The following is a 24069-nucleotide window of genomic DNA, read 5'->3' on the forward strand; positions in this document are numbered from 1 at the left end:
GAACATATCCTTGTTCACAACGGTTGTTAAGTGCGCTTGCCATTAATCGCTGATAGCGATTAAGCACAAGCAATTGTGACAACGATATCAGGCTTTATTATCCCTTCAGATTAGCTTTCTTAAGACAATAAAAAAGGCCCTTCATTATGACAAGGCCTTTTTTTTAATAAAATAGGATTATTTCCTATCTTGATCCATCTTATCAGTGATGAACTGAGTCAGCTGATCGAGCGCAACTTCCTGCTTCTCGGCATCTCGACGGCCTTTATATTCAACAGCGCCGGCTTTAATACCGCGGTCTGAAATAACGATACGGTGCGGAATACCCATCAGTTCCATATCGGCCATTTTGACACCCGGGCTGACTTTTGGTCGATCATCCAGCATTACTTCATAACCGGCTTCGGTCAGTTGCTGATAAAGATTATCAGCCAGTTCCTGAACCTCGGCAGATTTTTCGTATTTCAGGGCAACAATGGACACCGTAAAAGGCGCGATTGCTTCTGGCCAGATAATTCCCCGGTCATCGTAGTTTTGCTCAATGGCAGCGGCAACAACACGGCTGACGCCGATGCCATAGCAGCCCATATCCATAGTGACTGCTTTACCATTCTCGTCCAGGACCTTGGCGTTCAGTGCTTCAGCGTACTTTTGCCCAAGCTGGAAAATATGGCCGACTTCGATGCCGCGTTTAATGCTCAGGCTACCCTGACCACAAGGGCTTGGATCACCTTCTACGACATTACGGATATCGGCGATTTCCGGAGTGGGCAGGTCACGCTCCCAGTTGATACCGAAGTAGTGTTTGCCTTCGATATTGGCACCAGCACCAAAATCGGACATTTGCGCAACTGTGCGATCGATAATGCATGGGATCGGCAGGTTAACCGGGCCTAGTGAGCCTGGGCCTGCGCCGATCAGAGCTTTGATCGATTCTTCATCAGCCATTTCAAGCGGTGCAGCTATTAATGGCAGTTTTTCCGCTTTGATTTCGTTGAGATCGTGATCGCCCCGTACCAGCAGAGCGATGAACTCGGCTTCGCACTCTTCAGTTGCTTTTACAAACAGCGTCTTAATAGTTTTTTCGATCGCCAGGTTATGCTGTTCAACCAGCTGAGCAATGGTCTTGGCATTCGGAGTCTCAACCAGGGTCATCTCTTCTCCTGGCGCTGCACGCTCAGTCGCAGGAGCCAGCGCCTCTGCCATTTCAACGTTAGCGGCATAATCGCTGCTATCGGAGAATGCGATGTCGTCTTCGCCGGAAGAGGCCAGTACGTGGAATTCGTGGGATGAGTTACCGCCGATAGAGCCGGTGTCAGCCAGTACAGGGCGATAATCAAGACCGATCCGGTTGAATATATTGCAATAGGTCTGGTGCATCAGATCGTATGTCTGCTGCAGCGACTCTTTATTACTATGGAAAGAGTATGCGTCTTTCATAATGAATTCGCGGGAACGCATGATTCCGAAGCGTGGCCGAACCTCGTCCCGGAATTTCGTCTGCACCTGGTAGAAATTGGCTGGTAACTGCTTATAGCTCTGAATTTCGTTACGTACCAGGTCGGTAATAACCTCTTCATGGGTCGGGCCAACACAAAACTCGCGGTTGTGTCGGTCCTTGACCCGTAGCAGTTCCGGGCCGTACTGTTCCCAGCGTCCGGATTCCTGCCACAGTTCAGCGGGCTGAATTGCTGGCATCAGAACTTCCTGAGCGCCGGACTTATCCATCTCTTCACGGACAATGCGCTCAACTTTACGCAGGGTACGTAAACCCGCAGGGAGCCAGTTATACAGCCCTGAAGCAACCTTACGGACCATGCCGGAACGCAGCATCAGCTGGTGGCTGATAACCTCAGCATCGGATGGGGTTTCTTTCAATGTAGCAATCAGAAATTGGCTGGCACGCATAGGATCAAAAACCTGATGTCAGATGGATAATAATAAAGGCCAACATTGTAGGGGGGCAGGGGCCACGGAACAAGAGTATCAACCAATGAAAAGCTAGAAAGTTGAGGCTGTTCAGGGCATGTTTGTACCAACGCCGAGTTTTTCCAGTATCAGAGGGTCATCGAAGTGTAGTTTACCGATGAAGTTTATAGCGTGATCGCCAGGCCGCCGTAATGTGCCTGCGCTTTTGACTCCCATCGGCCAGTACAGCCAGCGTTCGTACCTTTGAGAGCCATCAACATACCCCTGTTTATCGAACACCGCCCTGGTACGGGTTAAGTTTTCAGTTGTGGTCGGGGGCAGGGGCAGGGGCAGGGGCAGGGGCAGGGGCAGGTTCAGTAGCTGTTGAAAGGGTAGTAAGTCATAGCCCATAACTCGGGCCGGGTTGGAATTTTCAGCGGGTGAGGCGGTGATCAGAAAATGGGTGTCCGGCTGCAGATACACTGCCATCGCATGGCTTAACTGGCTCCGGTAGACCAGAGTGGGTTCGTCAAACCAGCCAGTGCGTGGCGTGTAGGGTTGATCAGGTTCAAGAATCAGGGTGTACCAGCAGCCACAAAGATGAATACTGTCGAAGGCGATGATCTGGTTTTTCAGGGTCAGGTGTACCCGGAATATAACAGCATCATGCTGACCAGCCAGTATATCGATCAAGCCATCAGCAGGGCGTTCGGAAAACCATGCCAGATAATTTAATTGCAAGACCGGCAGATTGTTAAACAAACCCAGTGAAAGGTAACTGTAGCTGGCAGGATGCGTACCTGTAACCTTTAGATGCTGATCTTGCCAGTGTGGCTGACCAGGAATGTTTGCGGTGGTTGCTGATGCGATCATCCAGGTTGGAGCATATCGCTTAAGCAAGGTTTGTTGTTGCTCTGTGGAGAGTATCGGCAGGCCAAGACTATCGACATGATAGTTAACGGTATTCAGTGGCGGCACTTCAGCAATTGGGGAGTAAGCGTTCCAGCCACTGTTTGATTCTATTGCCCACAGACTTCTTATCTGCTCCTGCTCTTTTAAAATCCCATAACGAAATGGTATCGACGTCAGGGGATACAGGCCGACGATGCGGGCCAGGTCGGAATAGTCATCGTCCTTCCTGAGTTGTCGCAGCCAGCGTAACGTCTGGGGTGGGTTATTAAGCAGCGCCAGACTTAGTTGCTCATTGCAATGGCGAATGAACATCTGCTGGTCGGTAATGCCGTAAGTAGCCTGCCAGCCAGACAGTTCTGCTAGCGGCAAATTAACGCTTTCGCCGATCAGTGCCCGGCTTGCCAGCTCAGACATACGGTTTAATAACGTATCTAAGTTCGACTCATTGACTGACTGATGATGAATGAAGTATTGAATTAAGCGGTCACTGCGCAGCCAGGGCGTGCCGTTAATTCGCTCTCCAATCAGTGTGCCGGTATGCTGTGCTGTCAGTGTGTCGAGGCTGTCGATCGCTTGCTGGCAGCGGGCGATATCGGGGTTTTGCTGTAGTTGAGGTGCTAGCTGGGGTAAGAGTTGAACAGGCAGCTGGGGCTTTAATTGCTGCGAGCAACCAAATAAAAAGAGTATCGATAGAATAAAAAATAGTCGCTGTAGCATCATATCGTCCGGAGAGAATGGTTGAATCTGAACCTGCTGAAGATTGTCCGGTGATATTTAGCTTAACACTCTTTCCGGACAAGCTTTATAATCGCCTTTCCATTTAACCGGCATCACTATTCAGGAAATCAGCATGCAACTGCAAGAGATCGATAAAGAACGTTACAGCAAGCACTTTAAGCAGACCTTTATCGGTGTGGTGCTGGTTCTATTGCTGATCGCGGTGCCGGTTTCTACCTTGCTGATCCAGTTGTTTGGTGATTCTGACGGCAGTAATACCTTGCTTAATCTGGCGGGTGTTGTGGTTGCCGCTTTTGTCGTGGGCGCTCTGTTCCGTAAGTATCGTACGCATCAGTTCCTGCATGAAGTGATGTATGTGTGGGATCTGAAACAGGTACTGAATAAGATCTACCGTAAACAGAAGCAGATAAAGCAGGCGATGACAGAAGGTGACCGGGTTGCGATGCTGATTATGAATTACAGCTATCAGGGATCAAAGCAGTTATACAACCTGGATAACAATACTATTACGATGGATGAGCTGAATCGGGATATGGTAGCGCTGGATAAACTGCTTGATGAGTACGGTTATCAGGTAACGCTGGAAGAGTTCGATGTTGAGTTGCTGCAAGGCTACTAAATTTGTGCCTTTCGCATTAATTTGAAAGCTAAGCCGGGTCTGTTTACCATTTCCGGCTCGCTTCTATTTTTGGTGTGGTTATTTTCGAACCGGCCCTTCGCTGAAGCATTCCAGTTCGCTGCTTTGTTCAAACCAGCAGGCTTTTGAACCCCAGAATATGTTTCGTCCAGGGCGTATTCCGGGATCATGATCCAGGGTACCTGCAGGTATCGCGACGTTACCGCCTCCCTGGATTTCCCACGGCAGCGATGAGCCGCATTGACTGCAAAAGCAGGACGCATAGAACTGAGCGCCTGGCAGTTCAAAGCGAGTCACCTTAGCGGCCCCTTTAGTCCACTCAAACTGGTCAGGCTTAACAAACATGATCGCGCCATGAGCGCTGCCGCTGACTTTCTGGCACCGGCTGCAATGGCAATACTGAAAGCCCCGTGCCCGCCCTGTAAACTGATACCTTACTTCGCCGCAGAGGCAGCTACCGGCAATCTTCTGATCTGACATAATGAACTCCTTTCTGTGGGCGATATTAATTAGGGGTCTGGACAAGTGTAGCTTCAGGCTGCTTAGCGGGAGCCTCTTTAATAATAACTTCCCGCTGCGGGAATGGAATTTCGATCTGCTGTTGCCTGAACTGGCTGTAGATAGCGGCGTTCACCTGAAACTGAATGTCAAAGAGCTGCTTAGTGGGCACCCAGTAACGGTAGGCTATGTCGACCGATGAATCACCAAAACAGGCGATGCCGATTTGTGGCGCGGGTTCTTTAATGACGCAGTCAAATTGCTGTAGCTGATCCCTGATGATGTTAATGGCCCGATCCGGGTCAGCGCTGTAGCTGATGCCGATGCTTGCTTCTACAATAGAGTTTTCGAATGAGTTGATCAGGACTTCCCCGACAATATGCTTGTTTGGGATTGTGATGATCTCACCGTCTTCAGTGGATAGCTGGGTATATGCCAGGCGGATCTCTTCGACAACACCACAAACATCATTGCAGCGGATGGTATTACCCACCACAAATGGTCGCGTCAGAATGATGGTAAAGCCGGCGCCGTAATTTGAAAATACGCTTTGCAGGGCCAGGCCGATACTGAGAGAGACCGCGCCAATAGCGGCAATGAATGGGGCTACGCTGATACCGAACTTGCCCAGACATATCACCATCACCATTGTGATAATCAGCAACCTGACGGTGCTTCCGATAAATCCACTGAGCGTGACATCAACATTATGGCGCTGGCAGATTTTAAGCGTCAGGTTGCCAACCCAGCGGGCGATGATCAGGCCAATTATGAGAATAATAATTGCGCCTATTACCTGAAAGCTGTAATTGACGAAAAAATCGATGACAAGGGTAGAGAAGTGGTTCAGGGTTTCCAGTTCCTGCTCAATCATTGGTTATCCATATATTCAGATAGGTGATTGGCAGGAACCGAATCCGGTAACGTTATATCGCTTCCTGCTGGAAGTCTGAAGAGTCGTAGCTGTCAAGCTGATCGATAAATTCGATTAGCTGGTCCAACTGACGTTCACTGTAGACCGGAATTCCATTTCGCATCAATTCATCCGCGGTGGCGCCGGATCCTGCCTTGATAGTGCCGTTAAAGTTACCATCATAGACCTCCAGATTGCCACAGGAAGGGCTGCGGGATTTTAACAGCGCACAACAGCAATCATATTGCCGGGCCAGCTCCAGTGTTTTTTCTGCGCCAGCCAGAAATTCAGGGGTTACGTCTTCGCCGGTAAAGCTGGTAATACGTAACGGAAATTTTGACTGGATCTCGGCCGGGCTGCGAGGAGTGGGCAGGCCGCCTTCAAGTTCGGGGCAAACCGGTACCAGGCGACCCTGCTCTTGCCAGCGTGTCAGGTGTGAACTGTCTATCAGGTTATCTTTCGCGTCGTAACGGACTTTATTACCCAGCAGACAAGCACTGACCAGTATTTTATTTTTTTTATTCATAGCTCAGCTGTATGTATTTTAGACCGCGCGATTCTAACAGCATTTACGTAGGGGGCAATTAAACTTAAGAAATAATTACAGGTTGTCTGGTTAATAAATGATCAGCGTCATGATCTGAGGCGGTGGCCAAAACTATTCTTCAGATAGGTTAGTGATAAAACTTAGATCGGTTAATGAAAAAAAAGTAGCATCAGCTATTTACGAGCAGGGCTTATCAGGGTATATACTTAAGGGAATACCCTAATAATAAAGATCAGGATGTAGATAATGGATCTGAACCTGAACGAAGAGCAGCACATGATTCAGGATGCAGCCCGCCGCTTTGCAGAAAGTGAGCTGGCGCCGGTTGCTGAAAAAATGGACCAGAGCAAAGATCGAGAGATCTTGCTGGGACATTGCCGGCAATTAGCTGAACTAGGTTTTATGGGGCTCAATATTGATGCTCAATACGGTGGTACTGAAGCGGGTGTTGTGGCATTCAGTCTGGCTATTACCGAAGTCGCTAAAGCTTGCGCCTCCACCGCGGTGACTATGTCGGTTACCAATATGGTAGCCGAGGTCATTCAGGTGGTAGGAAGTGACGAGCAGAAGCAGTTCTACCTGCCGAAATTGTGTAGCGGTGAATACCTGAGTGGCAGCTTCTGTCTGACAGAAGCTGGTGCGGGTTCTGACCCCGCTTCAATGAGGACCCGGGCGGTTAAGACCGATACCGGATGGTCAATCTCCGGAACAAAGCAATGGATCACCAGTGCCGAATTCGCCGGGGTCTATGTAGTATGGGCAGTAACTGATACAGATGCCCGCAAGGGTAAAGGTATTACCTGTTTCCTGGTGCCTGCAGATGCTGATGGTATCAGTGTTGGTCCTGCCGAGAAAAAGATGGGCCAGCACGGCTCAGCTACTAACGAAGTTCATTTTGAAAACTGCGCAGTGCCTGATTCAGCTATTCTTGGCAAATTAAACGATGGTTTCCGTATAGCGGTTGCTGAGCTGGCGGGTGGGCGTATCGGTATTGGCTCGCTGGCGCTGGGTATTGGCCTTGCGGCGATGGATTACGCCGTTGCCTATACCAAAGAGCGTAAGCAGTTTGGTAAGCCTATTGCTGACTTTCAGGGGCTGCAGTGGATGATTGCAGACCGGATGACCGAGCTGGAAGCAGCACGTCTGTTACTGATGAGTGCTGCAGACCGCAAAGAGAAAGGTCAGAGCTTCGCCAAAGAAGCTTCAATGGCCAAACTGTTTGCCAGCGAGAAGGCTAATCAGGCCTGTTATACCGCGCTGCAGTTGTTGGGTGGCTATGGTTATATGCAGGAGTATCCGCTGGAACGGATGACCCGGGATGCGCGAATTACTTCAATCTATGAAGGAACCAGTGAAGTGCAGCGCCTGATCATCGCCCGCGAAGTATTGCAGGCTGCGGGTTGAAGCATTGAATACGCCATTGAAAGGTCTCAAAGTTCTCGATCTGTCGACCTTGTTGCCAGGGCCTTATGCGACGATGCTGCTGGCGGATCTGGGGGCTGATGTGTTGCGGGTCGAATCGGCATCAAGGCCGGATCTGGTGCGTAACATGGCGCCTCAGATCGACGGCCAGTCGGCAGCGTTCAGTTATCTCAATCGCGGTAAGAAATCGTTAGCACTAAATCTTAAACATCCTCAGGCCAGTGCCCTGGTCGGAGAGCTGATTAAAGAGTACGACATTCTGGTTGAGCAGTTCCGGCCGGGTGTAATGGCTCGGTTGGGGCTTGATTACGACAGGCTGAAACAGATAAATCCCGGATTGATCTACTGTTCTGTTACCGGTTATGGCCAAAATGGCCCGTACCGCGATAAAGCGGGGCATGACCTGAACTATCTGGCAGTTTCCGGTGCGGCCAGTCACATGGGGCGTAAAAACTCCGGTCCTGCCCCGATGGGATTGCAGGTTGCCGATGTCGCTGCCGGATCGCACCCTGCGGTCATCTCAATTCTTGCAGCAGTAATCGGCCGTCAACAGAGTGGTGAGGGTTGCTATCTGGATATCTCAATGGCGGATAACACCCTGGCGATGCAGGCATTAATGGCGCCGGGAGCGTTGAATGGTGGCGCAGATCCACTTGCTGAGAGTAACTTTCTGAATGGTGGTGGCTTTTACGACTATTACAAAACAGCAGACAACCGGTACATGGCCGTCGGCAGCCTGGAGCCTCAGTTTCGCCAACGGCTGGCCCGGGCGATGAATATTCAAGATAACCCTCCGCTGGAAACGATGCAGTTCAAAACTCTGCTGCAGCAAAAGTTTCGCCGTCAGGATCTGCAGGCGTGGCGTGATCAGTTACAGGATCTGGATGCTTGTGTTGAACCGGTATTGACGGTCTCTGAAGCGGCGCAGCATCCGCAGTTTATTGCCAGGGGGGTGGTGGTGGAAAAGACTAATGGCGAGCGTCAGGTCGCTTCTACGCTGGGCTTTGACAAGCAAAGTATTGGTGCAGCGCCCAGCTGCGGCGAGCAGGGCGAAGAGGTACTACAAGCGCTAGGTTATACCCCCATTGAGATTGAACAATTAAGGGCTTCTGGTCTGTTTGATTAGAAGCTCGGTAGAAAACAGCAAGTAGCGGTTTATAAATAAACAGGGATATGCCTCCGCAGAGGGGCGGCTTAATAAAGATAACAACGAGGCAAATGATGACCATAGAAAACTATCAGGCGTTTTACGATGCTTTTCAACCGGCGGATATAGAGAACAATCTGGTTGGCAATCTGAAAGACGGCTTTAACGTCTGTGAAGAGATTTGCGACCGTTGGGCTGAAGGCGACAAGGTTGGCTTGTACTATGAAGGGGTCAGCCGGCCAGCTTCCAGTCATACTTTTGCGGAGCTGAAGCAACGCTCTGCACAGTTTGCTAATCTGCTTAAATCCAGGGGTATAGGTAAAGGTGACCGGGTCGCTTGTCTACTTCCGCGTACGCCTGAACTGATGGTTGTCGTGCTTGGTGTGTTGCGTGCCGGCGCAGTTTATCAGCCGTTGTTTACCGCGTTTGGTGGGGGAGCCATTGAATATCGTGTTACCCAGGCACAGACCAAACTACTGATCACCGATCCTGACAATGTGTCAAAGCTGGATGAAGTAAATAACTGTCCACCGGTGCTGCTGTTGAACCGTGATCAGGCTGACGCGAAATACGCAGATAAACTGGACTTTGAAACTGAAATTGCCAGTCAAAGTGATGAGTTTACGCCAGTTAAGATCGGCGCCGATGATCCGTTCCTGCAGATGTTTACCTCTGGTACTGTTGGTAAGGCCAAAGGTGTTGCCGTACCAGCCCGTGCGCTGCTCTCATTTTATGTGTATATGCGTTATGCGATCGGGTTGCGTCCACAAGATACCTACTGGAATGTTGCCGATCCGGGTTGGGCATATGGCCTTTACTACGCCGTAGTCGGTCCGCTATTGCTGGGTAATGCAACGCACTTTAATGAGCATGCATTCACCACTGAGACTACGTACGACATGCTGCGTAAGTACAAGATTACTAATCTGGCGGCGGCGCCGACAGCTTATCGGTTATTGATGGCCAACGACGATATTCTGGGGCCTGATGATAAGTTTGACCTGCGGGTAGCAAGCAGTGCCGGTGAGCCGTTGAATCCGGAAGTGATTAACTGGGTCGACCGCCGCCTTGGTTGTCCGGTCATGGATCACTACGGTCAGACTGAAACCGGTATGACCGCCTGTAATCACCATGATCTGGAGCAGCGGATAGTCAGGGTTGGTTCGATGGGCTTCTCTATGCCAGGGCACCGAGTCGTGGCACTGGATAATGATCTGAACGAAGTCGGCGAGGGTGAAATTGGTGAGTTGGCGGTGGATATGGAGAAGTCGCCACTGTTCTTCTTCCCGGGTTACACCTGGGGGGAAAAGAATCCGTTCCGTGGTAAGTATTACCTCACCGGCGACGTGGTGATCTGTCATGGTGATGGTGGTTTCTCGTTCAATGGTCGTGACGATGACATTATCACTACCGCAGGTTACCGGGTTGGGCCTTCAGACGTAGAAAGCACTTTGCTGGAACATGATGCTGTGACCGAGAGTGGTGTGATCGGTAAGCCGGATCTGGAGCGTGGCGCGATAATTAAAGCCTATGTAGTAATCAAGCCGCAGTACGATCCGAGTGATGAGCTGGCTGCTGAACTGAAAACTCACGTCAGAAGTCGCTTGTCGACCCATGCCTTCCCACGGGAGATTGAGTTCGTGGAGGAGCTGCCAAAAACCCCGAGTGGCAAGATTCAGCGTTTTATTCTGCGCAATAAGGCTAAGGAAGAAGCGGATACCATCTCCTGATGGTCTCTGTTCCGCAATTGCCGGTGCCGGTATTCAGGGTGAGAAACCCTGAATACGCCGCCGAAGTCAGGAGAGTGTTTGACAAAGCGCCTTTTGTCCGTGAACTGGGGATAGCTTTGCTGGATTTTGAGCCCGGCCATTGTAATACCCAACTACCGTTAGAGGATAGGCATCTGCAACAGGATGGTTATGTCCATGCCGGCGTACAGGCCACGCTGGCTGACCATACGGCCGGAACGGCGGCGGCAACGTTGTTGAATGCTGAGCAACTTATCTTAACAGCTGAATTCAAAATCAATCTGCTACGTGCTGCTAAAGGAGATAGTCTGTTCTGTCGGGCCGGGGTGCTTAAACCCGGTGCTCAACTGATTGTTGCTGAGTCTGAGGTGTTTTGCGTAGCAGACGGGCAGACTGATCTAGTGGCCAAAGCCACAGTAACGCTGGCTGTTGTCGATAAATCCCGTATATAAAAATAACAAACCGAAACTGATATTCGGAGTATAACTATGCCTGTAATGACGATAGGGGAGATGAATGGCTTTCTGGCTGAGCATTTCCCCCAGGGTGAAAAGTACGGAGTTCTGACCGGCCTGGGAGATGCGTGGGCTGAGATGAAGCTTCCGGTTGATGATGACCATCTGCGACCGGGTGGCACCGTTTCTGGTCCTGTAATGATGGCGCTGGCTGATGTCTGTATGTATGCTGCGCTGCTTGGCCAGATTGGCCCGGTTGCACTGGCGGTGACCACTAACCTGAACATCAATTTTATGAATAAACCGCGTCCGGATCGTGACCTGCTGGCCCGCTGCAGTCTGATGAAGGTTGGCAAACGGTTAGCGGTCGGCGAAGTCTGGATCAGTTCCGAGGGCTCTGAAGAGGTGGTTGCCCATACCACTCTGACCTACTCAATTCCTGCAGACAGATAAGAAAGTTGTTCTAGATGGCAGAAATTGAATTGCAGGAGCGTTTGCTGACGTTTCCTGATGGTACATAGATATTCGCATTGCATGGCCAACATCCGAACAAACTTCAAGGCAGCCGGGAGAGCGCTAAGCCAACGTTGGTACTGTGCATGAAGCGCTGTTGATATGTGGAAGGGCTTTCCACAACAACTGGCTGAAGCGACAGCGCAGGATCTGTTGGTGTATGAACGCCATGGCTATGGTCGCTCTTCACCTATTACCTTGCCCCGGCCGGATGACTATCTGGAGCATGAGGGGCGCGACTGGTTGCTACCGTGCTGGATGCTGAAGGTTTGGATAAAGTAATACTCGTCGGCCATAGTGATGGTGGATCTATCGCTTTAGTCGGGGCGGCGTGCCTGCCTGAGCGGGTAATCGCTATTGTAACTGAAGCGGCCATTTCCGGATTGATAAGCTAACGACAACCGGTATTATCGAAGCGACCAAGGCCTATAGCAGTACCAACCTTCCGAAGCGGAGGGCGCGTTACCACGGTGATCAAACTGATTTGATTTTCCGGGCCTGGAGTGAAACCTGGCTAAGGGAGCGTTTTCAACCCTTGAATCTGACCTGCTGGTTGTCCGATATTCGATGTTCGGCGCTGATTATTCAGGGGGCTGATGATCAGTATGGCACAGGGCTCAGGTTGAAAATATCTGCAGCGGTACTGGTGAACGGGCCAAAGCGCTGTTTATAGAGGGCTGCGGCCATGTGCCACACCTTGAAGCGCAGCAGCAAACAATAGCGGCTATTGACGGGTTTATTGCACCGCTTCAGGGGAGTTGAAGTACGTAAAAGTGGCGCTCAGCCTTCCAGCTGAGCCGCCTGATTAACCAGCTCGGGCAGGCTTTCTGCCCGCATCTTACTCATCACCCGGGAACGGTGTACTTCAACGGTCTTCGGGCTGATACCCAGGTCTTCGGCGATCTCCCGGTTGGCCTTGCCGGTAACGACCAGTGCCATAACCTCTTTTTCCCGGCGACTCAGGCCTTCGTAGAGTTTACGAATCTGTTCCAACTGCTGCAGATCTTTAAACTGCTCATCGCCTTTGCGCAATGCGGATTGTACCAGTGGGATCAGTACTTCATCGTCGAATGGCTTTTCCAGGAAATCAATGGCGCCGTTTTTCATTGCGGTAACCGCCATCGGGATATCGCCGTGTCCGCTGAGTACTACGATCGGCAGGCGAATGCCTCTCTCGAGCATTATTTGCTGCAGTGCCAGGCCGTTAATTTCCGGCATTCGCACGTCGAGCAACATGCAGCCCCGTTCCCCTTTGTAATTGCTGAGGAAGTCCCGCGCCGAAGAAAAGCTTCTTACCGGCAGGTCGTCACTTTCCAGTAACCATTGCATGGAATCTCGAAAATCATCGTCATCATCGACAATAAAAACTGTACCGGTATGTCTGGTCTGCATAAATTAGCCCTTAGCAGGAATCTTAATATAGAACTGGGTGCCTGTTTGTCCGTCGCTCTCTGCCCATAGCTGGCCGCCGTGGGCCTCGATAATCGTACGTGAGATCGAGAGTCCCATGCCGAGTCCGGTGGACTTGGAGGTAAAGAACGGTTCAAACAGTTTTTCTAAGACTTCTTTGGTTATCCCGTTAGCGTTATCGGCAACCGAAATATATATATAGTCATTGGCTTTGCGGGTGCTGATAATAACGGGTCGGTGAGTTTTTTCACAGTCGTTATAGGCTTCAATTGCATTTCGGATCAGATTCAGCAGCACCTGCTCGATCTGGATCTTGTCGGCAACCAGTGGTAACTCGCCGGATTCAAGTTCATATTCAAAGGTAGTGTTGTGATCCAGCGCTTCCTGTTTCAGGAATTCCGCGATCTCCTGGCAACTTTCGTTGAGGGAGAATTCCATCCGCTGGTATTCGGTTTTTTTAACGAAGCTACGCATTCGTTTGACTATTTCAGCTGCGCGTTTAGCTTGCTTTGTGATCAGCTCCATCGATTTACTGACTTCCTCGATGGTGCTGATACGGCCCTCGTCGATACGACGTATCGAGCCCCGGCAGTAGTTGAGAATAGCCGCCAGTGGTTGGTTTATCTCATGGGCCAGACCCGATGCCATCTCACCCACCGACAGGAGGCGGGCGATATGCGCCATTTCGAGCTGGTTACGTTTCATCTCCTCTTCGGCCTTGCGGCGCAGGGTGATATCGCGGCCGATGATGGAGTAGTACTCAACCGCCATATCTTCGTTCAGGTTACGGTGTGCTATAACCTCGCGAATTTCAGCCGTGCGGTCGCGACCAGATGGCAGTTGCAGTGGGATACTGCCGTACCAGGTGCCGTGAGTTGCCGCATGGCTCAATGCGTCCTGCACCAGGGAGGCGAAGACCTTTGGGTCGAAAAGCTGTTCCAGATAAAACACCACTGGGTTCTCTTTTTCGGTACCCATAGTGATGTAGGTAGCTTCGTTCATATAGGTCAGCTGCATGGTTTTATGATTGCAGAACATGATCATATCGGAAGAGGCTTCTACTACCCGTGCCAGACGGCGAGTGGCTTGCTGAGCCAGAGTCTGTTCGGTTACATCACGGGAGACACAGATCACCTCGATCGGCTTGCCTTCATCATCGCGCAAAGTACGGCTGGTGGTTTCGAGCCATATATAGTGGCCATTCTTGTGCTTATAGCGATAGACGTTGGTGTACATCCCTTTACGATAACGCACAGAATCTGAGCGCTTGATCAGATTGTCGGCATCTTCGGGGTGAAACAGATCGTAACCCGCCGTGCCGATCATCTCGTTGACGGTGTAGCCCAGCATCCGCTCCACCGCCGGGCTTACATCGAGGAAGGTCCATTCCTGAGTCGGGGTATGCCGGGAGATCATATCGGTGGATTGTTCGACCAGAAAACGGAAACGTTCCGCTTCATCCAGGTCGCTGATCGCTTTAAGGTCTTGTTCTGCGCTCATTGTTTCTCACTAGTTTTTTCTTACTATTTGCATTCTCAATGCGCCAGTAACCCTTAAGGGGGTCAGGCTTAGTATGCCTGCTTTGACTATAGAATAACTTGTCTAATTAGGGTAATTACGTATTATTGTTGTTGCAATCAGGGTATACCCTGATTTGAGAAAGGCAGATTAAGAATTAAAACAATAACTTCACCGCGGTTGCTGGCTGAGCAAGTGGGCGGTGTTACCAGGGCTTTTGACTATGTCGACACACTCTAATCCGTACCAGTTCGGACTGGATAAAAATGCAGCAAATTTTTCTGCGCTGAGTCCGCTGACTTTCATTGAACGCGCGGCAACTGTGTTTCCCAACCATACTGCAGTTATTCATCAGCAGACCCGACGTAACTGGTCGCAAACCTATATCCGATGCTGTCAGCTGGCTAGTGCGCTGACTAAGAACGGAATCGGTGAAGGTGATACGGTCGCGGTGATGTCACCTAACCTGCCGGAAGTATTTGAATCGCATTTCGGTGTGCCGATGTGTGGTGCAGTATTGAATGCGCTGAATATTCGTCTCGATGCTGAAGCGCTTGCTTTTATTCTGCAGCATGCTGAGGCCAAGGTGCTGATCGTCGACCGAGAGTTTTCTGAAGTGATCGGTAAGGCGCTAAAGATGATCCCGCACCGACCGCTGGTGATCGATATCGATGATCCCTATTACGAGGGCGGCGAGTTGATCGGCTCGACCGACTATGAAGCCTTTATAGCGCAAGGCGATGCTGATTATAACTGGCAGATGCCGGCTGATGAGTGGGATGCGATCACCCTTAATTACACCTCAGGCACTACCGGTAATCCGAAAGGGGTGGTGTATCACCATCGCGGCGCGTACCTGAATGCGATGAGTAATATTGTTTCCTGGAATATGGGGCAGCATCCGGTTTATTTGTGGACTCTGCCTATGTTCCACTGCAATGGCTGGTGTTTCCCATGGAGTATTGCCGCGGCCGCCGGGGTTAGTGTTTGTCTGCGCCATGTTCGGGCCGATGATATATATGGCGCTATTAAACAGGAAAAAGTTAATCATTTCTGCGGTGCGCCGATCGTGCTGAATATGCTTAATAATGCTCCGGATGAAATGAAAGCCGGCATCAATCACTCGGTTAAGGTGATGACCGCAGGTGCTGCGCCACCGGCTGCTGTGATTCAGGGTATGGAGACAATGGGATTCTCGGTTACCCATGTCTATGGTCTGACCGAAACTTATGGGCCTTCAGTGGTTTGTGAGTGGCATCAGGAGTGGAATGATCGCACTGATGAAGAGATCGCCCGTCTGAAATCCCGGCAGGGAGTGCGTGCGCCGATGTTGGATGGCCTGATGGTGGCACATCCGGATACTCTTGAGCCGGTACCGCAAGACGGTCGAACTATGGGTGAAGTGTTTATGCGCGGCAACCTGGTTATGAAAGGTTATCTGAAGAACCCATCAACCACTGAAGCCAGCTTCGCCGGCGGCTGGTTCCACTCGGGTGATCTGGCGGTATGGCATCCGGACGGCTATATCGAGATTAAAGATCGCTCCAAAGATATCATTATCTCCGGTGGTGAGAATATCTCCTCAATCGAAGTGGAAGATGTGTTGTACCGAAACAGCAGCGTGATGGAAGCGGCGGTGGTCGCTAAAGATGATGAAAAATGGGGCGAAGTGCCTTGTGCCTTCGTCACTCTGAAAGAGGGGGCTGAAGTATCGGAGCAGGATATTATCGACTTCTGTCGCGATAATATGGCTAAATTTAAAACCCCGAAGAAGGTTGTATTTGGTCCGTTACCTAAGACCTCGACCGGCAAAATTCAGAAGTTTGTGCTACGGGATAAGGCTAATACCTGAAGTTGCCGGCAAGCCTTCCTGCCAGTAGCTAGAAAAACTTAAAAACACCTGGCTGCGAAGTCAGGTGCTTTTGTATGCTGCGGTCTTTTAATATTGCAGTGGTCTTTAGCTAAAGAGCGGATAAGCTGTTAGTATTGCGCGCCAAATTTAAACCGCTCGTTTTACGCTATCAGGATCAGAATATGTCAAAGTTTTTTTTCAAAGGTACGCCTGATGTGATGGGTAAGTACGGTAAAAGTGGTTATAACCCTAAGCCTAATGTTAAGCCCGGCAGTGAAAGCGATCCTTTATCCATCCTGGTTGGCTCTGAAGCGCGAAAAGTTGAGATTGAAAACATTTTGCTGGAACATGACCTGTTCGCTGAGATAGAGGTAGACTCTTCTGCAGAAGAGAATATTAGCGAACTGGATGCTGTATTAAATACACCGAAAACCCAGCGCTTTGAGAAAACCCCTGAACGTAACGAACCATGCTCATGCGGCAGTGGCAAGAAATACAAGAAATGCTGCGGCTAAAGTAATATGCCAGGTTAAAGAGAAATGCACCGTTTCTACAACCGGTGCGTTTTTTATATTGAGAGATTACATCTCTGATCCAGCGAGTATTGAACCTGAAATATCCAGTAAACATTCTGCTCAATGTCGATTACTACCGAATTGTTTTTTCTAGCCACTAGCAAGTCGCGTAGCGACGTCTAGCGAGCCACGAAGTGGCGTTCTAGCAACTGCCCCTCACTGCTTTAAAAGGCATTCTTTATCTGTTCACGAATCTGTTCGGCTTCGGTCTTGCGCTGTTTCAGGCGTGCAACATCAATTTCGCTGAGACCTTTCTCGCGCAGCGCGTAATCGATCTGTTGCAGCGCTTTATCGATCGCGCCGATATGCAGAAAGTATTCGGTACGTGCTTCGTGCACGCCAAGTGTGTTGCCAGCCAGACCGTAGGTTTCGGCCAGTTCGTACCAGATAAAGCTGTTGTTAGGCTGGCTTTTACTCAGCTTTTCATAAAGTGTAACTGCCGCTTTGGCGTCGTTGTCGGCACGCAATGCCTGGGCATAGAGTAGTGTCGCCGGATAGCTGTCCGGATACAGTTGATAGAGTTGTTGCGACAGGGTTCTGGCGGCATCGTATTGCTCCGCTTTTAATAACAGTTCAGCGCGGGTCAGCTTTATATACAGATGGCTCTGTAGTTCGTTTGGCAGCTGGTCAAGGGTCGTTGTTGCCCTGGCAAATTTCTTATCGCGAATCAGGGCCAGGGCCAGCCCGTAGCGACTGGTCGGATCATCCGCTGCGTTTTCTTCGTAACCATCGATTAACTGGTCAAGTTGCTCGGCGAAGTTGACCTGAATTCGTTTCTGAATCAGCAGGAAATCATAGCGGCGGTCTTTGAATGATGGTTTTGGTAGTTGTCGGGCGCGGCTTTCGGCATCGGCGATACGGGATTCAGTGACCGGGTGAGTAAGCAGAAACTCCGGTGGTTTCTGGCCCAGGAAGCGGCCCGAGCGTTGAATGCGGGAGAACATTCTTGGCATCGCGTAGGGGTCAAAACCCGACTCCACCAGATTTTGCATACCGATACGATCGGCTTCCTGCTCGTTACGGCGACTGAAAGCAAGACCGGCTTGTTGGCCTGCCGCCATGGTGGATGACAGTCCGGCAAGACCTGCCTGGCTATCGGCAGAGGCAATCAGGATGCTGGCCAGTATACCTGCCAACATCAGCGGAGTGTTGTTACGGGCTTCTTCAAGCTGCTGGGCATAGTGGCGCTGGGACAGGTGTGCAAGCTCGTGGGCGAGAACCGATGCCAGCTCTTCTTCATCCTGTGCGCCTAGCAGCAGGCCTGCATTAACACCGACCACTCCACCAGGCACTGCAAATGCATTAAGTGCTTGATTATTGAGGACCACCAGTTGCAGGCGATGGTCCTGTAGCTGGCTTGTTTCGGCTAGCTGCCATAACAGGTTTTTGAGATAATTGACGACCAGGGGGTCGCCATACTCCGGTGCGCTGCCACGCAGCATGCGAGCCCATACCCGGCCCAGCTGATATTCCTCTTCAAGGGATATTACCGATGAATTGTTGGCGATCACCGGCAGCTCACTGCTGACTGCGGGGGCTATACTGGAGCAGGTCAGCAGTGCGGCAATACCGTAGTGGCTAAAATTACGTAAGTATCGATGACATCTGAGCACGCGGCTTAATCCTTATTGTTGAATACAGTCGTGGAAGTTAAGGCGTTATGCATTGGTTCCATTATATTAACTCAGTTTTTGTTATATATTGCTGATCTTAAAATAAAATTGCAGGACTAGCAGATAAATGAGTGATTACCAGATCGATCAGTTTCTTGACGCCCGGGGGCTGAACTGCCCGTTGCCTTTGCTAAAGGCGAAACAGGCGTTACATAAGCTTGCTGCTGGCCAGATTCTCAAAATAGCGGCGACCGATGCCGGTTCTGTCCGCGACTTCAGAGTATATACCGATCAGTCAGACCACCAGATGCTGCAATCGTTCAGCGAAGGCGACGACTATATCTATATCATTCGCCGTGGTCAGGCTTAGGAGAGTCCGTCTGTGAGAAAGATTTTCAGTAAGTGGATTGAAAGCTACTTTTCCAATGAAGAGGTTCTGCTGCTGTTTGTGCTGCTGGCGACATCTCTGGGTGTTATTCTGTATCTGGGTCAGCCATTGGCGCCGGTGTTTACCAGTGTCATTCTGGCCTTTCTGATGCAAGGGGTAATTGAGTGGCTGAAACAACGTAACGTGCCGCATTTGGCCTCTGTAATTCTGGTGTTTCTCGGATTTGTCGGGATTCTGCTGTCGTTGATTCTGTTTGTCTTTCCTCTGGCCTGGAAGCAATCGGTTAACCTGTTTAATGAACTCCCAAGAATGGTAACTGAGGCCAAGGCTGTGCTGCTGCTTTTACCTCAGCAATACCCGGATATTTTCTCTGAGAAGCAGATCAGCCAGATCATCGACCTGGCAACCGCCGAGCTGAGTCAGGTAGGACAGTGGGTAGTGACATATTCTCTGAACTCTATTGCCGGTCTGGTGGCGTTGCTGATCTATCTGGTGCTGGTGCCTATCCTGGTATTTTTCTTCCTCAAGGACGGCTCTTCACTGACCCGCTGGTGGCTCTCTTTTCTGCCGGATAAGAAGGAGATGCTGAGTAAAGTATGGGCTGAAATGGATGACCAGATCTCTAACTATGTACGTGGCAAGGCGATTGAAATTGTCATCGTAGGCTCGGTAACCTATGTCGCGTTTGCGCTACTCGGTATTAACTATGCCGCGTTGTTGGCTATTATTGTTGGCTTGTCGGTGCTGGTTCCCTATATCGGAGCCGCGCTGGTGACCTTGCCGGTGGCGCTGATCGGTTTCGTGCAGTGGGGCTGGACCAATGAGTTCTGGTATCTGATGCTGGCCTACGGCATCATCCAGGCGCTGGACGGCAATGTGCTGGTACCCTTGCTGTTTTCTGAGGCGGTTAATCTGCATCCGGTGTCGATTATCATCGCGGTGCTGGTGTTCGGTAGTATCTGGGGGGTGTGGGGCGTTTTCTTTGCGATCCCTCTGGCGACCCTGATCAAGGCGATTCTTAATGCCTGGCCGAAGAGTGAAGTGCTTGAAATGACTGAGACCTGAGTTTTTTCGGGGGCAAAAAAAGAACCGGCTGCTGCCGGTTCTTTTTTAAGTTGCGTAATAATTACAGCGCTTTTACTGCTTCCAGTACTTCGTCGACATGGCCTTTAACTCTGACTTTTCGCCATTCGCTGCGCAGTACGCCTTCACTGTCGATCAGGAATGTGCTGCGTTCAATGCCCATGTATTCCCGGCCGTAGTTTTTCTTCAACTTGATCACGTCAAAGTGTTTGCATAATGCCTCTTCGGGATCGCTGATCAGTTCGAATGGGAATTCCTGTTTCGCCTTAAAATTTTCGTGGGAGCGCAGGCTTTCGCGGGAAACCCCGAAGATCTGTGTATTGTTGCCCCTGAATTCCTGGATAAGATCTCTGAAGTTCTGACCTTCTGTAGTGCAGCCAGGCGTGCTGTCCTTTGGGTAAAAGTAGATTACAACATTGGAACCTTTAAGTTCCGACAGGGTCACTGTTAATTCACTGGTGGCCTCGGCTGTGAAGTCACTGACTGCTTGATTAAGGGCGGGCTGACTCATAATAATTCCTTTACAAAAAAAACATTACTCAATACTACGCTTATCTGACGCATTTCAGTTAGAATGTCAGGCTTTATACGATAACAGATTTATGTCATAGAGAAGCTGGTATCCGGCATTTCAGATACCAAAAATGGTACTGGTCGGATTAGCTAACTTATTGAGGCGTAAGAGGTTGAGCGCTGATAGGTTGGCAAGTACCATAGGCTTTTGTTAATACATACGGAGACGAAGATGATTACTGGCAGCATTGTTGCTCTTGTTACCCCGATGATGTCTAACGGCGATGTTGATTGGGACGCGCTGGATAAGGTTGTAGACTTCCATCTGGAGAAGGGTACTGATTCTATCGTGGCGGTTGGCACTACCGGAGAATCTGCCACACTGAACTGCGATGAACATTGTCAGGTCATCAAACGGGTGGTAGAGCGGGTTGCCGGTGCGATCCCTGTGATTGCCGGTACCGGGGCTAATTCTACCCAGGAAGCGATTGAGCTTACCCGCAGTGCTAAAGATGCGGGTGCCGATGCATGTTTGCTGGTGACTCCGTACTACAATAAGCCGACTCAGGAAGGTTTGTATCAGCATTATAAGACCATTGCTGAAGCGGTTGATATCCCACAGATTTTGTACAATGTGCCAGGACGTACTGCTTGCGATATGCTGCCTGAGACCGTACTGCGTCTGGTTGAAATTGAAAATATTGTAGGCATTAAAGAAGCTACCGGCGATCTTGATCGTGCTAAAGTCCTGATCGAGGCTGCACCAAAAGATTTCGCTATCTACTCCGGAGACGATGGAACTGCGGTTGAGCTGATGCTACTCGGTGGTGACGGTAATATTTCGGTAACGGCTAACGTCGCTCCGGCTGAAATGGGCGAGCTGTGCCGCCTTGCAATAGCTGGAGACGCTGATGGTGCTCGTGCAATTCAGGAAAAGCTAAACCCGGTTCATAACGCGATGTTCGTCGAGGCTAATCCGATTCCTGTGAAGTGGGCGATGACTGAGATGGGCTTGATGGGGCTGGGTATCCGACTGCCGCTGACCGTACTGGATCAGCAGTATCATTCTCAGGTGCGTGAAGCCCTGAAGACTTGCGAAATTATCTAATCTATCTATACGGACGAGCAGAATGAGAATAATCACCTTGCTGCCTTTGGCAGCAGCTGTGTTAAGTGTTGCAGGTTGTGGCTCCATTTCTAATCCGATCTATGGTGAGGACGGTATTATTAATGACCGGAGTCAGAATTATGAGAAGTCTGAGTCCACTAACCGACTGGAACTGCCGCCAAGCCTGCAAGCTCGTTCTAAACAGATGGAAGATCGGCTGAGTGTGCCGTCTGCCGGCCAGACCGCTTCGGTTCGTACTTCTGATTTTGAAGTACCTCGTCCTGAGTTTTTCTATGCCGATGCCGGTAGTGAAAAGGTTAACCTGAAGCGTGAAAATGGCGATAAGATCCTTATCGTCGATGAGCCGGTGGGTGATGTCTGGGTTCAACTTCAGGACTTCTTACGTTTTAATAATGTTGAACTGGCTAAATCAGCTCCTCGCGAAGGGGTGATGGAGACCGCCTGGATCGACTCTGACGGCAAAGATTACAGTTTTATTGATAGCCTGATAAAAAAGATGACTTTTCAGGATATTGACGGTGCAGTCAGCGACAAGCTGCAGATATCCGTCCGTCCGGTAAAGGATGATTACAACCGTACTTCAATTGCAATGAAGCATGTCCGGGTTGCCCAGGCTGAGAAATCATCTACTGTGGACTGGAGTGGTTCAGCGCAGGATGTTGGTTATAAGTCGGATATGATGTTTGAGGTGCTGCGTTACCTGAGTAAGTCATCTAGTGATGTGACGACTCAGAGTGCCCTGGTTAAAAAGCAGAGCCAACGGGCCCGCCCTCAGTTAGGCCGTGATTCTAAAGGCTTCCCGGCACTTAAAGTAACGGCACCAGTCGATCAGGCATGGGCTCAGATTGATTCCGCATTGACCCGGTCAGGCCTCGATGTGGGAACCCGGGATCAGGGGGCTGGTATTTTCTATATGACCTATACAACATCAACGCCGTTTGATGAAGTAGAAAAGATGGGCTTCTTTGAGTGGCTTCATTCTGACCGTAAAGAGATCAAGCTGAGCACCGGAGGGGTGGCAAGTGCGCTTGGTTTTAATGAAGACGCTGAACAGATAAGTTATAGTGCTAAGCCCGTAAGCCGCCCGGTTGTTAAGGAAAGTCCGCTTAAGGTTCCGCTTCAGTCTGATGGGGAAGAAGCTATTGTCACAGTCGCTTCATCAGTGCCAAAAGATGCTGTTGATACTGAACAAGAGAGTTACAATCTCAACGATCCAAATGATCCGGCTAATCAGAAGGGTTTCAAAATCTGGTTTAATGGTAAGGTGCTCTATAATTTCGGTGCTGAAGAGGGGGGCGTCTTCAACTCTGATACCGGTACTTACGAGCATGTTGGTCAGTATCAGCTGAAAATGAACCGCACAGCGAATGGTGTTTACCTTACTGTGAAAACGCCGGAAGGTTATTCAGCGCCGGCCGTAATTGCTGATGAGATTCTGTGGGAAATTAAAGATAGTATCTGATTTACCACAGGTTATATCTGAAAAGGGGCGTGAGCCCCTTTTTTGTTGCCTTAAAATGGGGAAAATTATGAAAGCAGTTTTTCTGGATCTGAAAAGCCTTGATTGTGACGACCTGCAACTGACTGATCTGCAGTCTCAGTTCGATAGTTTTGAAGGTTTTGCGGAAACCGCGCCGGAGCAGGTAGCAGGTCGGATTGTCGATGCTGATGTGGTTATCGTCAATAAGGTAGTACTCGATGCAGCATTACTGCAGCAGGCCAAGCAATTAAAACTGATCTGTATTGCTGCGACCGGCACCAACAATGTGGATCTGGTAAAGGCCGCAGAGCTAAATATTAAAGTGGCTAATTGCCAGGCCTACGGTACCGCTTCGGTAGCTCAGCACGTACTGACTTTGATGCTGGCACTGCATACCAATCTCATAGCCTACAATACTGCGGCCCGTAATGGTCAGTGGGCGCAGGCAAAGCAGTTCTGTCTGCTGGATTATCCGATTCAGGAGCTGGAAGGTAAAACACTGGGATTGGTTGGTTACGGCAACCTGGGGGCCGGGGTAGCCCGATTAGCTGAAGCCTTTGGTATGAAAGTCCTGATCGCCCAGCGTGGTGACAAGGTAGTTGAAGGGCGCTTACCGCTGGCTCAGTTACTGCCCCAGGTTGATGTACTGACATTGCACTGCCCGCTGACTGATGACACCCGGAACCTGATCGATAGTGCTGCGCTGGCGCTGATGAAGCCAGGATCGTTCCTGGTCAATGCTGCCCGTGGCGGTATCGTTAATGAGACGGACTTAGCACAGGCATTAAAGTCGGGTCATCTGGCAGGTGCCGCCACAGATGTGCTGACCGTTGAGCCACCGGTACAAGGTAATCCGCTACTGGCTGATGATATTCCTAACTTGATTGTTACGCCACACAGTGCCTGGGGCAGTGTTCAGGCGCGGCAGAGAATTGTTGCGCAGATGACCGAGAGCATAGCAGGCTTTAAGCGAAACGAAATGATTAGAATGGTGGTGAGCTGAAATACTGCCGGTAAGCGGGGCGGGGGCAACTGAAAATCAGTTGCTCGCCTGCTTCAGGGGAGGATAA

The 24069-nt window shown here is 50.3% G+C and carries 24 protein-coding genes; 15 read left to right on the forward strand and 9 right to left on the reverse strand.

The window, feature by feature from the left end; translation table 11 throughout:
• Positions 1-177: 177 nt before the first annotated feature.
• On the reverse strand, positions 178-1908 hold the full coding sequence (locus ACQUQM_RS03670) for a proline--tRNA ligase (RefSeq protein WP_432473130.1): 1731 nt from the start codon (positions 1906-1908) through the stop codon (positions 178-180).
• Positions 1909-2019: 111 nt separating this feature from the next.
• The gene (locus tag ACQUQM_RS03675) at positions 2020-3540 is read right to left on the reverse strand and encodes a hypothetical protein (RefSeq protein WP_432473131.1); all 1521 of its coding nucleotides are present in this window, start codon (positions 3538-3540) and stop codon (positions 2020-2022) included.
• Positions 3541-3670: 130 nt separating this feature from the next.
• Between ACQUQM_RS03675 and ACQUQM_RS03680 the strand changes: the two genes are divergently transcribed.
• Positions 3671-4177 (forward strand): DUF3087 family protein, encoded by a 507-nt coding sequence (locus tag ACQUQM_RS03680; RefSeq protein ID WP_432473132.1) that lies wholly within the window; start codon positions 3671-3673, stop codon positions 4175-4177.
• A 78-nt stretch (positions 4178-4255) separates the two neighbouring features.
• Here ACQUQM_RS03680 and ACQUQM_RS03685 read toward each other — a convergent pair whose 3' ends face one another.
• From ACQUQM_RS03685 to ACQUQM_RS03695, 3 genes are read right to left on the reverse strand one after another with little or no spacing between them, the layout of a single operon-like run.
• Positions 4256-4675: a GFA family protein gene (locus ACQUQM_RS03685; protein WP_432473133.1), complete on the reverse strand. Its 420-nt coding sequence runs from the start codon at positions 4673-4675 to the stop codon at positions 4256-4258.
• A 25-nt stretch (positions 4676-4700) separates the two neighbouring features.
• The gene (locus ACQUQM_RS03690; RefSeq protein ID WP_432473134.1) at positions 4701-5567 is read right to left on the reverse strand and encodes a mechanosensitive ion channel family protein; all 867 of its coding nucleotides are present in this window, start codon (positions 5565-5567) and stop codon (positions 4701-4703) included.
• Between the two features lie 52 nt (positions 5568-5619).
• Complete coding sequence (locus ACQUQM_RS03695) at positions 5620-6132, reverse strand: DUF523 domain-containing protein (protein WP_432473135.1); 513 nt, start codon at positions 6130-6132, stop codon at positions 5620-5622.
• Positions 6133-6399: 267 nt separating this feature from the next.
• Here ACQUQM_RS03695 and ACQUQM_RS03700 point away from each other — a divergent pair, with 267 nt between their 5' ends.
• The 7 genes from ACQUQM_RS03700 (at position 6400) to ACQUQM_RS03730 (ending at position 11833) form a co-directional block, all read left to right on the forward strand.
• Positions 6400-7557 carry an acyl-CoA dehydrogenase family protein gene (locus tag ACQUQM_RS03700; RefSeq protein WP_432473136.1) on the forward strand — a complete coding sequence of 386 codons (1158 nt, stop codon included), beginning with the start codon at positions 6400-6402 and terminating at the stop codon, positions 7555-7557.
• Between the two features lie 4 nt (positions 7558-7561).
• Entirely contained in the window at positions 7562-8701 is a 1140-nt protein-coding gene (locus tag ACQUQM_RS03705) for a CaiB/BaiF CoA transferase family protein (protein WP_432473137.1), read from the forward strand.
• A gap of 95 nt (positions 8702-8796) precedes the next feature.
• Positions 8797-10452: an AMP-binding protein gene (locus ACQUQM_RS03710; protein WP_432474793.1), complete on the forward strand. Its 1656-nt coding sequence runs from the start codon at positions 8797-8799 to the stop codon at positions 10450-10452.
• Positions 10452-10922 (forward strand): PaaI family thioesterase, encoded by a 471-nt coding sequence (locus tag ACQUQM_RS03715; RefSeq protein WP_432473138.1) that lies wholly within the window; start codon positions 10452-10454, stop codon positions 10920-10922. The genes ACQUQM_RS03710 and ACQUQM_RS03715 overlap by 1 nt, the downstream gene beginning before the upstream one ends.
• A 36-nt stretch (positions 10923-10958) precedes the next feature.
• Positions 10959-11378 carry a PaaI family thioesterase gene (locus ACQUQM_RS03720; RefSeq protein WP_432473139.1) on the forward strand — a complete coding sequence of 140 codons (420 nt, stop codon included), beginning with the start codon at positions 10959-10961 and terminating at the stop codon, positions 11376-11378.
• Positions 11379-11540: 162 nt separating this feature from the next.
• On the forward strand, positions 11541-11720 hold the full coding sequence (locus ACQUQM_RS03725) for a hypothetical protein (RefSeq protein ID WP_432473140.1): 180 nt from the start codon (positions 11541-11543) through the stop codon (positions 11718-11720).
• Entirely contained in the window at positions 11708-11833 is a 126-nt protein-coding gene (locus ACQUQM_RS03730) for a hypothetical protein (RefSeq protein WP_432473141.1), read from the forward strand. The genes ACQUQM_RS03725 and ACQUQM_RS03730 overlap by 13 nt, the downstream gene beginning before the upstream one ends.
• Positions 11834-12218: 385 nt before the next feature.
• Here ACQUQM_RS03730 and ACQUQM_RS03735 read toward each other — a convergent pair whose 3' ends face one another.
• Together ACQUQM_RS03735 and ACQUQM_RS03740 are read right to left on the reverse strand one after the other, a co-directional pair.
• Positions 12219-12830: a response regulator transcription factor gene (locus ACQUQM_RS03735; protein ID WP_432473142.1), complete on the reverse strand. Its 612-nt coding sequence runs from the start codon at positions 12828-12830 to the stop codon at positions 12219-12221.
• Positions 12831-12833: 3 nt separating this feature from the next.
• Positions 12834-14348, reverse strand: coding sequence for a PAS domain-containing sensor histidine kinase (locus ACQUQM_RS03740; RefSeq protein ID WP_432473143.1), 1515 nt, complete (start codon positions 14346-14348; stop codon positions 12834-12836).
• 241 nt (positions 14349-14589) lie between these two features.
• On the opposite strand from ACQUQM_RS03740, the gene ACQUQM_RS03745 reads away from it, so the two are divergent.
• Positions 14590-16218 (forward strand): acyl-CoA synthetase, encoded by a 1629-nt coding sequence (locus ACQUQM_RS03745; RefSeq protein WP_432473144.1) that lies wholly within the window; start codon positions 14590-14592, stop codon positions 16216-16218.
• A gap of 182 nt (positions 16219-16400) precedes the next feature.
• Positions 16401-16733 carry a PBPRA1643 family SWIM/SEC-C metal-binding motif protein gene (locus tag ACQUQM_RS03750; protein WP_432473145.1) on the forward strand — a complete coding sequence of 111 codons (333 nt, stop codon included), beginning with the start codon at positions 16401-16403 and terminating at the stop codon, positions 16731-16733.
• A 224-nt stretch (positions 16734-16957) separates the two neighbouring features.
• On the opposite strand, the gene ACQUQM_RS03755 is transcribed toward ACQUQM_RS03750, so the two are convergent.
• Positions 16958-18406, reverse strand: a complete 1449-nt coding sequence (locus ACQUQM_RS03755) for a M48 family metalloprotease (protein WP_432473146.1) — start codon at positions 18404-18406, stop codon at positions 16958-16960.
• 127 nt (positions 18407-18533) lie between these two features.
• Between ACQUQM_RS03755 and ACQUQM_RS03760 the strand changes: the two genes are divergently transcribed.
• Both ACQUQM_RS03760 and ACQUQM_RS03765 read left to right on the forward strand, forming a co-directional pair.
• Positions 18534-18776, forward strand: coding sequence for a sulfurtransferase TusA family protein (locus ACQUQM_RS03760; protein WP_432473147.1), 243 nt, complete (start codon positions 18534-18536; stop codon positions 18774-18776).
• 12 nt (positions 18777-18788) lie between these two features.
• Entirely contained in the window at positions 18789-19859 is a 1071-nt protein-coding gene (locus tag ACQUQM_RS03765) for an AI-2E family transporter (protein ID WP_432473148.1), read from the forward strand.
• 61 nt (positions 19860-19920) lie between these two features.
• On the opposite strand, the gene ACQUQM_RS03770 is transcribed toward ACQUQM_RS03765, so the two are convergent.
• Positions 19921-20388: a peroxiredoxin gene (locus ACQUQM_RS03770; protein WP_432473149.1), complete on the reverse strand. Its 468-nt coding sequence runs from the start codon at positions 20386-20388 to the stop codon at positions 19921-19923.
• 234 nt (positions 20389-20622) lie between these two features.
• Between ACQUQM_RS03770 and dapA the strand changes: the two genes are divergently transcribed.
• The 3 genes from dapA to ACQUQM_RS03785 all read left to right on the forward strand — a co-directional run bounded on the left by dapA (position 20623) and on the right by ACQUQM_RS03785 (position 24002).
• Entirely contained in the window at positions 20623-21498 is an 876-nt protein-coding gene (gene dapA, locus ACQUQM_RS03775; protein ID WP_432473150.1) for a 4-hydroxy-tetrahydrodipicolinate synthase, read from the forward strand.
• A 22-nt stretch (positions 21499-21520) separates the two neighbouring features.
• Positions 21521-22981, forward strand: coding sequence for an outer membrane protein assembly factor BamC (bamC, locus tag ACQUQM_RS03780; protein WP_432473151.1), 1461 nt, complete (start codon positions 21521-21523; stop codon positions 22979-22981).
• A 67-nt stretch (positions 22982-23048) separates the two neighbouring features.
• Complete coding sequence (locus ACQUQM_RS03785; RefSeq protein ID WP_432473152.1) at positions 23049-24002, forward strand: 2-hydroxyacid dehydrogenase; 954 nt, start codon at positions 23049-23051, stop codon at positions 24000-24002.
• Positions 24003-24069: the final 67 nt, after the last annotated feature.

Source organism: Amphritea sp. HPY (assembly GCF_050870985.1).
GTDB lineage: Bacteria > Pseudomonadota > Gammaproteobacteria > Pseudomonadales > Balneatricaceae > Amphritea.